Consider the following 13,555-nt stretch of genomic DNA (forward strand, 5'->3'; position numbering starts at 1 on the left):
CGGTCGCCAAGCTAACGGAATGCAATCCTTGCGATCCTTGACGCCGGCCCGCCGTTCCGCGGGGGTCCAACCGGCCGGCCAGGCCCTCATGTCGGGCAGGTGCGGGTGCCGTCAGAGCTGTGGATATTTCCTGGCCGGCCCTCCGCGATCACTCTGCGGACCTCGTCGCCGCCGAGAATGCGGGCCTGGACGAGCCGGTCGGCCAGTGTTTCGACGAGGTCACCGTTGGCTCTGACGAACGCGAGGGCCCGCGCGTAGAGCTCGCTCAGGTGGTCATCGACGAGGACACCAAAACGCTCGCTATGGCGGAGGTGATCGAGTGCCTGATTTTGGCTGCCACGGAAGGCTAGCCGATCACCCAGCGACCAGGAGTAGTGCAGGGACGCGATCATCGTGGTGGCGATGCCCATGTCGGATGACGGGCCGCCCGAGGCGCCGGCGGTCGGCACGCCGTAGACCTCGTCGGCCGCCCGTCCGCAGAGGACGGTGACGACGAAAGCCTCGATCTCGGCCCTGGACATGGGCTCGGTGCGGTTGATTTGCGCCCGTGTGCGGCCGGCGAAGGAGCCGTGGGCGATGATCGAGACGTGCTCGACGCGTGAAACGCCGAGCCTTTCCCCGGCGACCGCATGCGCCACCTCGTGAAGCGCGACGGCCCTGAGATGCTCCGGGCTGCGTGTCTCGGCCGGCAGGGCCTTCGAGACGAGGTCGGCCATCTCGACCGGCCTGCGGGCGAGCAGGGCGTCGGCGCGCGCGGCACGGACCCAGGCGGCGGCCTCGGCCCCGGTGGCGCCCGTGGTTGCCATGGCGAGCGGCCGCAGGTCCGCGCCTTCCAGGTCGGTTCCGAGATGCTGCCTGACGATGGCGGCGAGGTCGTCGGTCGTCGGCGGCTGCAGGTGGATGATCCGGTCGAGGCGACCCGGTCGCGACAGCGCTGGATCGCAGTGCTCGGCATGGTTGGTGCAGCCGATGACGACGAGCCGGGCGGTCTGGCCGGAGACGGCGGACGACAGGGCCAGCAGCACCGAATGGATCAAGGGGGCCCAATAATCACGATGCCGGGGGTCGAGGTGCTCGCGGGACGGGAGCCCGTCCAATTCGTCCAGGAGGACGACTGCGATGCCTCCACGCGCGGCGGCGGCCGCCTCGCGCCAGACGTTCTCGGCGCGCACGATGATGTCCCCGAGGTAGCCCGAGCCCCCCTGACCGAACCAGCCGGCCACGCTGGTGGGGATCAAGGGCGCCTGGAGGCTCTTGGCGACCGAGCGCGCGAAGCTGGTCTTGCCGAGGCCCGGCGGCGAGGCCAGGATGACCCCACGCGAGGACACCTCGTTCCACTGGATGCGACCTTCGCGGAAGGCTTGCACCTCGTCGACGAGGCGAAGGGCCCATGCCTTGGCCTCGCCGTAGCCCGCCAGGTCTGCGACGTGCGGAACGTCGTCGAGGCCGGCGTCTGGCGCCGTCGCCGTCAGCGCCGCCCGTTCCAGCCGTCGCATGACCTCGTCGGTCGTGGAGCCGCGACGGATGCAGGCGAGGAGGACGCTGAGGGGCAGGTCGGTGGCGCCGTCGGGGAGGCGCCGGACCCTGCGGCCGGTGACCTGGGCGACCACGGTGCGGAGGACCTTGTCCGGCACAGACGCGAAGGCGAGGTCGATATCGGCGTTCGCCACGAGGTTCGCGGGCAGGTAGCGTTCCGGGTCCTGGCTCACGCCCGCAAGGCAATGCCCGGCGCTGAGGATGTCGGCGACCTCGGCCTGGCCGGCATCGGCGCGGTGCCCCGACTTCGACGTTCCGTCATGGGCCTTCACGTCGGCCCACGTGGAGAATTGCTGCAGGGCGCGGCTGACGGGCTTGACCCAGTCGCGGTCCGGCACCCTTACGACGAGCGCGACCCCGGCGTGCCCCCGGAGGAGGGCGAGGTCGGCCGGCGCGAAGAGGTGCCTCAGCACGGCTAGTGCGAGGATCGTGCCGACCCTCTGGTGGCGGCTCTCGTAGTCGACGCCGTCGGCCGGCGGGAAGGCGGCGTCGATGTCCTCGGCGGCTTCGGCCTCCTTGGCGATGCGCCGGGCGTGGTCGAGCAGGCTCTTGGGGCTCTTCTTGAGATCGGTCATGGCGGCCTCGTCGGGCCGCCGCGCGCGTTGCGCCGGTCAGGCCCCGGGATGGGTGTCGGAAAGGGGTGTGGGACGTAGGCACGGCGAGCGTTTGGGCTGGCCGGCCGAGCGCGGTATCCGGAAGTCGGTCATGGCGATGTCCTCGCGGAAAGGTCAGCCTTCGGGAAGGTCGGCGCCCTCGGTGGGGCGGCGCCGGCCCCAGGGCGTGACGGCGATGTCGGTGGGCCGGGAGCCGGTGCGCTCGGCGACGCGGCGGCCGCGGGCCTCGGCCTCGGCGTGGGCGGCGCGCGCCAACGCCATGATGGCGTCGTGGATCGCGGCCCGGAAGACCGGCTCATGGAATTCCCTCATGAGGAACAGCCGGCGGAAAAGCTCTCCGACGAGGTCGTCGGCCGAGCGTGCGTCGTCGTTGGGATGTGTCATGGCGGCCTCGGACACGGGCCGCCGGCGCTGGATGCGCGCCGTCTAGGCCCGGGCGATGGGAGGGGTGGGAAACGCGGCGCTGCCGAGCGGCAGGCGGGGTTTCCGTATGAGGCGGGCCAGGGTCACGACGAAGTCTCTGTTCGGCAGGGTGCTGTAGGCACCGGCTTCGGGATTCACATTGAATCGAAGTACACGGACGTCAAGGCCAGGGTTTCGGATGGAGCTTGCAACTCAGTATTCTCAGCTGATGACGCTGTGGATGCCTGGGGAAGAAACCCCCGACTTTCGAGTAATTTTCGGATGCCCTGGTCGACGGCCTGCAACCCCCTGAGGGTGCCGTGGTTAACGGGCCCGTCGGCGATCCGGTACGCCTCCCCGTCTTGCCGATAATTTTAACGGCTCCCGTCCAGGCTGCCTCCGCAAGTGGAGGAGGATGGCACGATGGAATGGCAGCGGCGGGTGACCGAGATGGGCGTGCGCATCAAGAACGACGATGATGCCGGCAGGAAGGGGACCCTGAAGGCCATCGAGCTCTCTGATGTGCTCTGGGCGGCTTGGTCGGACGATGGGCGGACCCCGCGGATCAGGGTCATCCGCGGCCGGAACCTCACCGGCAAGCATCTCCGCCACGGCGTCCTGCTCGTCGAGAACGAGACGTCCGCGCTCCAGATTGCCGAGAGCCATGGCGACGCGATCCCGACGATGGCCGACGGCAGGACGCTCGATGTCCCGGAGCCGGCCGTGCCGCAAACGCTCATCGACGCGGTGATGTCGGACCTTGTGTTGCTGTTCGACGGGATCGAGATGGATTTCTACCCCGATCTGGAAGCCTGAGGGCGACCGCCCATCAGACCTCGACGACCATGTCGGCCAGGAACCCCGTGTCCTCGTCGATGTGGCCGCGGGCGTTGCAGACGATGCGGGTCCGGCCGACCCGGGAGTCGGCGTGATGGTGGAGGTGGCCGTGCACCCACAAGTCCGGCCCGCGCTCTTCGATCATGCCCGACAGGTCCGATGCATCGCACCAAGCAAGGTGGGCATGCCGTGATGGCAGGCTGTCAGGGTGTGGGGCATGGTGCGTGACCACCACGGTGGGGCCGTCATGGGCCTCGGCGAGCCCGGCGTCGAGGAAGGCCCGCGTCGCCCGGTGCATGGCCAGCACGACCTCCGGGTCGATCCGGTGCCGTGAGCTCGGCCCGGTGCGGATGCGGCGGTAGTCGACCATCCCGTCCCGACCCTGGGCGCTGCGCATGCCGTGCGTCAGACCGAACGAACCGAGCCGGAAGTCGGTCCAGAGCGTGCCGCCCAGGAACCGGACCGATCCGAGCATCGCCTCGTTGTCCATCAGCAGCGTGATGCCGTGCGCGGCGGCCCGGTCGCGCCCTCGCGCGATCTGGTCGTGGATCGTGTAGCGCTCCTCGCCGCGGTCCCACCAGAAGTCGTGGTTGCCGGGCACGTAGACGACCGGGACGCCGGGCAGTCGCTCGCTGAGCCAGTCGAGGGCCCGCAGGAGGGGCATGTGGACGTCGCCCGCGACCACGGCCACGTCGAAGCCGCCGGCCGGCGTATGGGCGGCGGGGTCCCAGGCGTTCTCGGGGCAGTCCTGGTGCAGGTCCGAGAAAACCCAGAGGCGTTGGGGCGCGGTCATGGCTCGCCTCCCGCGGCCACGACGTTCTGGGCGAGGCGCACGCGGATCTCGTCGAGGGTCACCGGCCTGAAGTCGAAGCAATCGACGCCGACGTCGGTGCTCGTCGCCGTGCCGGGCAGGCTGCCGTGCGAATGTCCGTAGAGGTGGAGGTCGCCGTAGTGCCGGCGCGGCCAGACAAGATGGGCGTAATGCGAGCAAAACACGCCCGTGGTCGAGCCGTCGGCAATCCTAACAACGACGCGGGCGACGTCGACGATGCCGTCCCAGGGTAGGCGCGCGCCGATCCGGTCGTGGTTGCCACGGATTAGGAAGCGTTGCCGACCCGCCAGACGCTCGAAGACCGAGCGCGCGTAGTCCTCTGAGCAGCGGTAGCAGAAGTCGCCGAGGTGCCAGACGGTGTCGCCCGGACCGACGACCCCGTTCCAGTTCGCGATCAGGGCCTCGTCGTGCGCCTCGATGGAGGCGAACGGACGGGGGATCTGCATCCGGTCGGTGACGATGTGCGCGTGGCCGAAATGAGTGTCGGAAACGAAGAGCGTGGTCACGGAAGCCTCCAGGAAAAGGAGGCTCGCGCACGCGTCGGCACTCCGGATCAGTCGGTCGGGTGTTGGCTCGCGCGTATCATCGTGGGGCTCCTCGAAGGGCTGCGAAGGTGACCTGGCCGGTGCCGATAGGCAAGGCTGGAGGCACGGATCCACAGCCTCCCGAGCCGAACATCGGGTCGGGGTTCGCTCGCGTCCGAGCGTCCACGATGGCGGGGGGATTCGCGACTCCTAGGTCGGGTAACGGGAAGCGCTATGCGATACCATGCGCGCGATTGAACCAACCCCTCAACATGACCAGTCGACGCCGTTCGTCCTGATCACGGCTTCCAAGGCGCGGAGCACCGGACGCAGCCAAGATTGGTTCCGGTGCACCCATAGGGCGATGGCCGTGAGGCGGCCGGCGAAGGTTGGCCTGCTCGGCCTGGTGTTCGGCGTCGGGGTCGACATGACGGGATCCGTAAGGCGGCTGCCGGGATGGCAAGGCCGATGCGCGGATGGTCGAGCACGAGGCGTGTCCCGATCTAGGCCACGTTATGCAGGAGCAACATTTTGGGTTATGCAGAACGCCCGATCTTGAACTTATGCATAATCAGAATGCGGTTCGGGCTGTCGTGGCGCACGCTTCGTTCCTCAACAGACGAGGATGTCCGACGATGGCGACCGACCAGACCAAGACCGTGAGGGCATTGATGGACCGTGCCCTGGAAGCCGCCAGCCCCTCTGCGCTGCTCGCCCTGGCGGCCGAGATGACGAAGCCGAAGAGTTCCTGGAAGGGCCAGCGCAAGCTATCCAGGGAACAGGCGCTGGCGGCCACGCGGGCCGTGACCTCGATGCTCAACCAGTTCGAGCTCCTGCCGACGAAGGTGCTGGTCGGGGCGGGCCGTGCCAGCCACCCGAGCGCGACGGGCAGGTTCTACCTGACACCCATCGAGATGTCGGGCGGAAAGGTCACGAAGCGCCTCGCCACGGGCATCGGCGCGCATGTGGACCACGTGAGGGCCATCGCACGCCATGCCCGGGCGGCCGGGAGGCCGGTCGACGAGGCGGTGCTATTCGACGAACTGGCCGCTGCCGTCGGGGCCTTCCTAGAGCCTTTCCGCCGCGAGCCCGAACTCGAACCCGACGCGGAGCTTGCCGAGGACATCAACCGGATCGGGGAACACCTCTCGAACCCCCGCCGCACCTTCGAACTCGCCAGGTTCTTCGCCGAGGCGCGCCGGCAGGCTCTCGGTTTCGACGAGAAGGCCGGCGAGATGGTCTTCCACGGCCCCGCCGCCCACTTGCACGACGACGGCAACACCCCGGCGATCCCGTTGCTGACCCGGATGGTGGCCTATGCCGAGGCCGCCATCTCCCGGGGGGAGTGGGAGGAGGATACGGGGAGCATCCTGTCGTTCGCGAGACCCAAGCTCACGCCGCTCGGGCGCACCCACTGCGTCATCTGCCAAGAGGTCGGCCTCGGGGTCGTTGCCGATCCCGACAGGAGGGGTAGCCTTCGGATGGTCTTCACCCTGGACCCCGTGACCTACGTCGGCGAACCGGGTCCGCCCGCGGCGGGCAAGGACTGGGACAAGGCGGGCTATTCCAGGTTCCTGAGGTTCGGCGCCTACCCGACTCCCGCCGACGTCGACCGCCTCGCCGACGGTGGCTACCACTTCGAGGCGGGCATGCCCGAGCGGTACGAGTGCGAGGACTTCAGGACCTTCTACGCCCAGGTCGTGGCGGATGATGACCCCGGTGACCACGAACGACTCTGGATGCGGCGCCACCTGCCGGTGACGCCGGAGACGTGCCGGCTGCTGCTGGTCGACGACGACCGGACCGCGTTCGACCTGTGGCGGACCTTCGCCGAGATCCCGGAGCGCACGGTCCTGCCGCGGGATGCCGAGGACGATGCCGGCGTGGTGTCCAGATCCGTGCGGGCGAGGTTCTCGGCGCTGCTCTACGCCGACGCCTCGCCCACGGTCGCGGGGCTGCTTGGAACAGAGGCGAAACGGCGGACCGATGCGCTGGAAGAGTTCGTGTCGAAGGCGGCCACCGGGCTGAAGCGCCGCAAGCTGCAGTTCAGGGCGCGCATGCGGCGGTGACACGATGGGGCGGCAGGACCGTCGCCCTTCCCATTTGCCCACGGATCCCGCAGCCTCGACCGAATCGTGTGTCTCAGCCCTTCCGGCCAGGACGTAACGGGGCAGGCCGGGCTGCGGCGCCCGGCGGGCATAGGCTGTGGATGGCGGTTCGCGACGGCGGGCGGCGCATCGGCATGCCAAGGCCGTGGCGTATGGTCGAGCATGACTTTTCAGCAGGGAGGTAGGCGGCCCCCCCGCCTCGCTTTGAATGCGATCCGCATCACCATCCCCGCCGGCACCATTCCGGCGGCGATGGTGCCTTACGACCGCGAAACCCTGCACCGCTACCTGGATAGGGACCCTCAGGACGTCCACGTGCTCAGGATGGGGAACGAACTGGCTGTCGTCCCCCTCGTGCCGGACGCCGACCTCCCTGGGCCGAGGCGGGCACTGAGGGCGGCGGACCATCCCAACCTCGTCGCGGGTCTGGCGAGGGAAGCCGTACTCCGCGAGGTGATGACCCGGTCCGACAAGGGCTACCGCATCACCCGGCGTCGCCCGCTGGTCGTCGAGGCGGCAGGAGCGAAGACGGAGAACGTCATTCCGCCGGAGCTCCACCTGCCGGAATGGCTCAAGAAGCGCCTGGTGATGGAGTTCGACGTCCGAACGCTCGTTTGCCGCGGCGTCGTGCAGGTCGTGCTGACCTGCACGCACCGGCTTCGAACCTTCATCGACGCCCCCGTGTCGGATCTCCGTAGGCTCGGGGTTCCGTTGGTCGGAAAGACGGTCTCCACGGTCCGGGAAAACGCCGACCCCAAGCTCGCCGACCGCCTCGGCTACGCCGGCCGCATCCTAGCCGTGGACGACGATGGCACCCTGACGCTGGAGGACCACGGCGAAGGTTCGGATACGGTCCCGGACAGCGAGCTCTACCTCGAACCGTCCCGGTCGAACTTCGCCGCCGTGGTGACGGCGCTGACCCAGGGCCGGGCGGAAAACATCCTCAAGGCGGTGGCCGAGGAGGAGGCCAGCCGGCATGGCGGCATCGCCACCCGCGACACCGTCGGGAAGGCCATCGCCTGGCTGAGGCGCTGCGAGGCCCTGACCCTCGCGGACGGCGTGCCGATGGTGTTCGGCGATCTGCTGGACCAGTCGGTCGAGGGTGCGGGCTTCCCGCGCGTCGATGCGTTCTTCAAACCGAAGCTGTCGTTCGGTCCGGGCGGCACTTCGGAGAACCGCTGGGCGCAGATGGAGCTCGACCGGACCGGCCCCTACGACCAGGAGAGCTTCCCGCGCAAGAAGCTGCGGATCGCCGTCGTGTGCGAACCGGGCATGCTTAGGAAGATGAAGGGAGTCGTCGACGACTTCCTCCACGGGCTGCCGAACGTACGGAGCACGGGGACCAATCCGCTGGCCCCGCATCCCACTGGCCTGGTCGGACGGTTTCGGCTGGAGGACCCCGTGGTCGCCTTCTTCCCGGCCGCCGGCGACAGGGGGCGTGACTATGCGGAGGCGGCCCGGGCGGCCAACGCCGACGCGGCCGACCGGGACGACCGCTGGGACCTCGCCCTCCTGCAGGTCTCCCGGGAGTGGCAGGAGCGCTCCTACGACGACAGTCCCTACTGGATGGGAAAGGCCGCCTTCCTCAAGCAGGGTACCGTCGTCCAGGCGCTCTCGGTCGAGACGGTCGCGATGGACGATCTCCCCTATGCGATGGCCTTGGCGAACGTCGCGCTCGGCGTCTACGCGAAGCTCGGCGGGCTGCCTTGGCTGCTGCCGGCTCCGCGGGGCGACGCCCACGAGTTCGTGTTCGGCCTGGGCACCCACGTGGAGAAGGACGGGCGTCGCGGCGCCGGCCAGCGGGTCGTGGGCATCGCGACGATGTTCACGGCGCAGGGTGCCTTCGTGCTCGACAGCAGGACCTCGGCGGTGAGCTACGAGGGCTTGCCGGAAGCGCTGAAGACCGTCGTGGTCGATGCGATCCGACGTGTCCGCGCCGAGGAGGCCTGGCGGCCCGACGATCCGGTCCGCCTCGTCTTCCATGCCTTCACCCAGATGGGCCGCGACAGCGCGAACGCCGTGGTCGAGGCGGTCAGGGGGCTTGGCCTGACGCGCATGCAATTCGCCTTCCTGCACGTCGTCGAGGACCACCCGTTCACGATCTTCGACCTCGAAGCCGAGGGGGATCGCAAGTCGCCGCTCGCGCCGGAGCGCGGCCAGGCCGTCGAACTCGGCGACCGCGAGTGGCTGGTGGCCTTGACCGGTCGGAAGGAGGTCAAGGGCATCCGACAGGGCCTGCCCGATCCGGTCCTGCTGCGTCTCCACCACCTGTCGACCTACGCGAACATGGTCGCGCTCAGCCGGCAGGTCTCCGATTTCGCCTGCCATTCCTGGCGGACCTTCACGCCGTCCCGCCTGCCCGTCACGCTAGGCTACGCCGACCAGATCGCGCAGCAGCTTTTCGGGCTCGAACGCACGCCGGGCTGGGACAGGGACGCCGTGCTCGGCAACCCGGTCATGAGGCGTCCGTGGTTCCTGTGAGCGAGGGACCGACCATCGCGGCGATCAGGGCCAGCCTCGTCTCGGCCGCCCGGGTCGACGGCGAGACACCGCTGTTGCTGGCATTCCGTTCGTTCATGCTCGGCGAGCATGGTCCTCTCGCCGCCCTTGCCACCGACGCGTCGGAGGCGCTGGCAAGCCCGGGAGCACGGTCCGCCGCCCATGTCGCAGTCCTCGGCTACGCGGCCGCCGCCCACGTCCTTGCCGGCAGCTTGGTTCCCGCCCTCGCCGACGGCATCGTATGGCTTTCCGAGAGGCCCTGGAACCGTCCCCTCCGGGAGGCGACGCTGGAGGTCGATGGGCTGTCCATGCTCGGCGTGGCGCTGGGCGCGCGCGGTTCGGATGGATCGGCCCTCGCCACCCTTACGGCCCTCGCCGCCGCCAGCGCCGGCAGGCCGAACCTGTCGGATTTCAACCTGTCCCTGATGGTTGCCGCAGCGCATATCCTGTCGGCCCCCGGCCGTCCCGACCTATCCGCGATGTTGCCGGAGGCACGGGTGGCGTTCGCCGACCTTGGACTTATGCCGAGGGACGAAGGCAGCGGTCCCCCGGCATGGCGCAACGCGGTGCGGCTCGCGCCGGGGGAAGGCGGCACAGGCCGGGCCGCCCTGACGCTGCGGGCGTTCGACGCCCTCTGCGAGCGAAACATCCCCGCCCGCCTCGGACGCCTTGAGGTCGAGGACGTTGTGCGGGTCCTGAAGGGCGTGGAACGCTCGATGCAGGAATGGACTTGGGAGGACCGTTCGCCCACCCCGAAGTCGGCTGGGCCGGTGAAATGGCAGGTCCGGAACGAGTACCACGTCCAGAACCTGCTCTGGGCGGTCCTGGCACCGTTGTTCCCCGACCTGTGCCGGGAGGAATACACCTCGCCGGTGGGTCACAAGAACCCGCGCATGGACCTGACGATCCCGAGCCTGAAGCTCGTGATCGAGGCGAAGTTCATGCGTCCGGGAAAGAGCTTCGCGGACATCCAGGAAGAGGTGAGCGCCGACAACACGCTCTACGGGGCTGACCCGAAGTGGGAGGTGCTGATTCCGTTCGTCTGGGACGACTCACGCCGGAGCGAGCACCACGCGACGCTGATCGAGGGTATGCGACGGATGTCGATGGTGCCGGACGCAATCGTGATGTCACGTCCGGGCAAGATGGATGTGCCCGAGGGGGAGGCACCCCGCCCGATCCGCGGGAAGCCCGTCACCAATGGCCGGCGACGACCGGCTTCATGACCTCGTAGACGACCGGGAACTCCTTGAACGCGCTGACTTGCCGCTCGGGCCGGACCGAGGACTTGGAGTTCATTCTCACGACGATGACGTCACCATCGGGGGTGGCGCGACGCATGACCGTGACGGAGCCCGTCGGAGCGCCGAGGGACTGGAGCAGCTGTTTCCGAACGGCTGGCTCTGCCCGCCTGGCGGACATCCTGTCACTCCAAAGGTTGATACGAACGTGACCGGTGACCGAACGCGTCGTGTTCCAGGCTCGCACGTTGCCGCGGGACATCCTAGATCGCGTGGTGACCTGATACCAGTTCCATGTCGAGATCCTTAAGGATCGGCGCCAGGGGGAGCATGAGCGTCTCATTGACGCCTCCGCGACCTCCGATAACGAGCCCGACGGCCTTGCGCTTCCCGTTCTCCGGCCGCGTGCAGACCAACGCGCCCGAATCCCCGTTCACTGCAAACGGCATGTTGCCGTAGCCTCGCAGGAGATAGACGGGCTCGAAGAAGACCGACGCTTTGAAGGGCACCATCTCGTCGGCGCCGTGGAAGATCGTCTTCTCGTAGTCGATCCGGATCGGGCCGACGATCTCGCTGTCGATCATGCCGACCGTGTGCCCTGTGGTCCGACCGACCTTCTCGATCTCCATGTCCTCGTCCGGCTCCGCCACGTCGACGGGCGTGTCGTACTGGGTGCCCTGTGAGGACGAGACGATGTCGGCATCCGACAGTTCGAACACCGCCGCGTCTCGGTTGACCTTGTAGCTCTGGACGGTGGCCGGATCGCCGGCATGGAAGACCAGAGACTGCCTGTGGTGTCCCACTGTCCGCGGGTCTGGAAAACCTGCGCCGACGTCAAGGATGCCGGGCGTGACGATGGGACATTCCACGCGCGCATTCGAGCATCCGCCTGTGACGTGGTTGCACGACAACCCGAACAGCTTGCCCGCCTTGTCACGTAGGATGGCGCCCATGGTGCCCGCCTCGCGGATATTGCCTGGGCTGATCGACGAACCACAGGTGACACGACCATTCAGCAGCGCGACCGCGTCTTGGGCAGGCGGTATCGCGGTGTCGATCTGGAAGGGATGCGCCACGCGGAATTCGACCGCCACGCCGAGCGAGACGGTCTCCTTGAGGGCTGCCAGTTCCTTTCGGTTAAGGGCGCGGCGGGTGTAGATGTAGATCCTCGGCTCGCGATTGCTTCCCGCGGAGAACCCGACGGCCGTAATCGGCTTGGTAACGAAGATGCCCGCCGTCGCCGCGAAGGATGCTGGCGCATCAATCACGTCGCCGGGCGGCGCGACCGCGCGACCCTGGCTGAAGACGTTGATGCTCTCCGCCCAGGCTCGTATCCCCAAGGCTGCGCGCCTTACGGATTCGCGGTTCTGCGGCTCGGTTTCGGGCATGAGATCAGACGACCGTGACGGCGAAGACGGCCATTCCGTCCCCTGTGGTTTCGTGGGTGCCGGAGAAGGAGATCCGGTAATGACCGGGGGCTGAGCCTGGGTCGAGCAAGAACATCAACCCGGATGTTCGAGCTCCGTTCCAGGTCAGGTGCTGCGTTCCGGACCTGGAAAAAGGCTGCGCCGTGATGTCGGGCGTGAACTCTATGGCCAAGTCGCCATCGACCCGCGCTGACCGTTGATCGAGGACCAGCATGAGCTCGATGTCCTCGCCGGGCGAGAACGATGCCCTGGCCGGAACGACCCGGAGCAGCGGCTTGCCGTCCTTCGTGGAGAAGGGCGTGTAGGGCATCCTCGCGCCAAGGGCGCGGTACATCAGGTCCCTGATCTCGGTGTTCCGGAAGATCTCGCTGTGTTCGCCCGGGGCGACGTGATGCCTGACGTCGCCTCTCACGGCGCTCCAGAGCGGCACCGTTCCGTCACCCGCGTCGCCGCCGCTGATCCTGGAACGATGCTCGCCCACAGCGTCGACGCGCAGGCACGTATCGAGCCCACTGCCCGCTAGGTAGAGGTACCGGACATGCTCCGGCTTCGCCTGCCGCACGAGGATGGCGTGGGCATCCTTGGCGCAGGTCATATTGGCCGCGCATAGGCCGAACCTCTCTGAGATTTCCGGGGCGTAGATGTCGACGGGGTCGACGCGACCGGCGCGCACGTCCCACACCACGTTCTCGCCCGGCGGGGGGAAGAGTTGGTAGAGCGCTGGATATCGCGGATCGGCAGCCATTCTCTGGATGTCGGACGGCGCCAAACCCATGCTGCCTTCCAGTCCTATGGCCCGGACGAAAGCGACCGGCGCGCCCTGGTGAGGCCCCGCCAGGGCGATCAGGCTTCGGATCTGAGGGAACCACTCGCGGGACTCGAATGACCCGCTCTCCAGAAGCATCCGACTGACGAGGCAGCCCATCGAATGCGCCACGATGTGGATGCCTTCGCGCTCGCCGGGAGGTATCCCTTCGATGAGGTCGGCGAGGCTGGATGCCGACTTTCGAATATCCTTGCGCCAGTCGTAGCCGAATGGATGCAGGCCGCGAACCGGTGCTCCCGAATGGCCTGCGGTGATCAGCGACAAGTCGCCGAGGATGTGCTCGTAGATCAGCTTGCAAGCGACGTTTCGGATCGGACCGCCGGGCTGGACACCGTCCCCCAACAGCCGGTCCATGCGCCGATAGCCTTGCACCACTTCCAGCACGCTGGGCGGCCACACCGTTCCCTGGTCGTCGTGCAGTTCACTTCCGAGGATGCCCGGGACGAAGATCACAGCTTCCATGACGACGACCACTCCAAGCTGCCGCGACCAAAAGCGCCTACGCTCAGATAGTGCCACGCTGGCTCCGGCGCATCGTGATCAGTTCGGGCCGTCCGCCGGACACGGCAGGCGTTCGCATCGCACAGAGGGTATCGGATAGCGCTACCCGATACCCGCCGTCGGAGTCGCGAATCCCGCGGCTTCGACCGCCCCGCGTGACGGGTGCTTAACCCAGCCCAGGCATGCTCCGCCCGATCCCCGGAGCACC

At 68.1% G+C, this 13,555-nt stretch carries 10 protein-coding genes; 4 read left to right on the plus strand and 6 right to left on the minus strand.

Annotated elements, in window-relative coordinates; all coding sequences use genetic code 11:
- Nucleotides 1-86 precede the first annotated feature (86 nt).
- Both ASF49_RS01615 and ASF49_RS01620 read right to left on the minus strand, forming a co-directional pair.
- Nucleotides 87-2,111: an AAA family ATPase gene (locus tag ASF49_RS01615; RefSeq protein ID WP_056466648.1), complete on the minus strand. Its 2,025-nt coding sequence runs from the start codon at nt 2,109-2,111 to the stop codon at nt 87-89.
- Between the two features lie 153 nt (nt 2,112-2,264).
- Complete coding sequence (locus ASF49_RS01620; protein WP_056466651.1) at nt 2,265-2,534, minus strand: hypothetical protein; 270 nt, start codon at nt 2,532-2,534, stop codon at nt 2,265-2,267.
- Between the two features lie 468 nt (nt 2,535-3,002).
- Between ASF49_RS01620 and ASF49_RS01625 the strand changes: the two genes are divergently transcribed.
- The gene (locus ASF49_RS01625; protein WP_162240952.1) at nt 3,003-3,368 is read left to right on the plus strand and encodes a hypothetical protein; all 366 of its coding nucleotides are present in this window, start codon (nt 3,003-3,005) and stop codon (nt 3,366-3,368) included.
- A gap of 13 nt (nt 3,369-3,381) precedes the next feature.
- On the opposite strand, the gene ASF49_RS01630 is transcribed toward ASF49_RS01625, so the two are convergent.
- Together ASF49_RS01630 and ASF49_RS01635 are read right to left on the minus strand one after the other, a co-directional pair.
- Entirely contained in the window at nt 3,382-4,182 is an 801-nt protein-coding gene (locus ASF49_RS01630; protein ID WP_056466657.1) for a metallophosphoesterase, read from the minus strand.
- Nucleotides 4,179-4,727, minus strand: coding sequence for a metallophosphoesterase (locus ASF49_RS01635; RefSeq protein ID WP_272481485.1), 549 nt, complete (start codon nt 4,725-4,727; stop codon nt 4,179-4,181). Before ASF49_RS01635 ends, ASF49_RS01630 begins: the two co-directional genes overlap by 4 nt.
- A 653-nt stretch (nt 4,728-5,380) precedes the next feature.
- On the opposite strand from ASF49_RS01635, the gene ASF49_RS01640 reads away from it, so the two are divergent.
- From ASF49_RS01640 to ASF49_RS01650, 3 genes are all read left to right on the plus strand, one after another.
- Nucleotides 5,381-6,814, plus strand: a complete 1,434-nt coding sequence (locus tag ASF49_RS01640) for a hypothetical protein (protein WP_056466660.1) — start codon at nt 5,381-5,383, stop codon at nt 6,812-6,814.
- A gap of 495 nt (nt 6,815-7,309) precedes the next feature.
- Nucleotides 7,310-9,334 (plus strand): hypothetical protein, encoded by a 2,025-nt coding sequence (locus ASF49_RS01645; RefSeq protein ID WP_156652756.1) that lies wholly within the window; start codon nt 7,310-7,312, stop codon nt 9,332-9,334.
- Nucleotides 9,322-10,578 carry a hypothetical protein gene (locus ASF49_RS01650; RefSeq protein ID WP_156652758.1) on the plus strand — a complete coding sequence of 419 codons (1,257 nt, stop codon included), beginning with the start codon at nt 9,322-9,324 and terminating at the stop codon, nt 10,576-10,578. Before ASF49_RS01645 ends, ASF49_RS01650 begins: the two co-directional genes overlap by 13 nt.
- A 278-nt stretch (nt 10,579-10,856) precedes the next feature.
- Here ASF49_RS01650 and ASF49_RS01660 read toward each other — a convergent pair whose 3' ends face one another.
- Together ASF49_RS01660 and ASF49_RS01665 are read right to left on the minus strand one after the other, a co-directional pair.
- Entirely contained in the window at nt 10,857-11,981 is a 1,125-nt protein-coding gene (locus ASF49_RS01660) for a hypothetical protein (protein WP_156652760.1), read from the minus strand.
- Nucleotides 11,982-11,985: 4 nt separating this feature from the next.
- On the minus strand, nt 11,986-13,308 hold the full coding sequence (locus tag ASF49_RS01665) for an esterase/lipase family protein (RefSeq protein ID WP_156652762.1): 1,323 nt from the start codon (nt 13,306-13,308) through the stop codon (nt 11,986-11,988).
- Nucleotides 13,309-13,555: the final 247 nt, after the last annotated feature.

This window comes from Methylobacterium sp. Leaf104, from assembly GCF_001422885.1.
Lineage (GTDB): Bacteria > Pseudomonadota > Alphaproteobacteria > Rhizobiales > Beijerinckiaceae > Methylobacterium.

What these genes read in the sequence shown, in the direction of transcription:
- ASF49_RS01615 (WP_056466648.1), bottom strand. Translation starts at nt 2,111, where the DNA reads ATGACCGATCTCAAGAAGAGCCCCAAGAGCCTGCTCGACCACGCCCGG.
- ASF49_RS01620 (WP_056466651.1), bottom strand. Translation starts at nt 2,534, where the DNA reads ATGACACATCCCAACGACGACGCACGCTCGGCCGACGACCTCGTCGGA.
- ASF49_RS01625 (WP_162240952.1), top strand. Translation starts at nt 3,003, where the DNA reads ATGGGCGTGCGCATCAAGAACGACGATGATGCCGGCAGGAAGGGGACC.
- ASF49_RS01630 (WP_056466657.1), bottom strand. Translation starts at nt 4,182, where the DNA reads ATGACCGCGCCCCAACGCCTCTGGGTTTTCTCGGACCTGCACCAGGAC.
- ASF49_RS01640 (WP_056466660.1), top strand. Translation starts at nt 5,381, where the DNA reads ATGGCGACCGACCAGACCAAGACCGTGAGGGCATTGATGGACCGTGCC.
- ASF49_RS01645 (WP_156652756.1), top strand. Translation starts at nt 7,310, where the DNA reads ATGACCCGGTCCGACAAGGGCTACCGCATCACCCGGCGTCGCCCGCTG.
- ASF49_RS01660 (WP_156652760.1), bottom strand. Translation starts at nt 11,981, where the DNA reads ATGCCCGAAACCGAGCCGCAGAACCGCGAATCCGTAAGGCGCGCAGCC.
- ASF49_RS01665 (WP_156652762.1), bottom strand. Translation starts at nt 13,308, where the DNA reads ATGGAAGCTGTGATCTTCGTCCCGGGCATCCTCGGAAGTGAACTGCAC.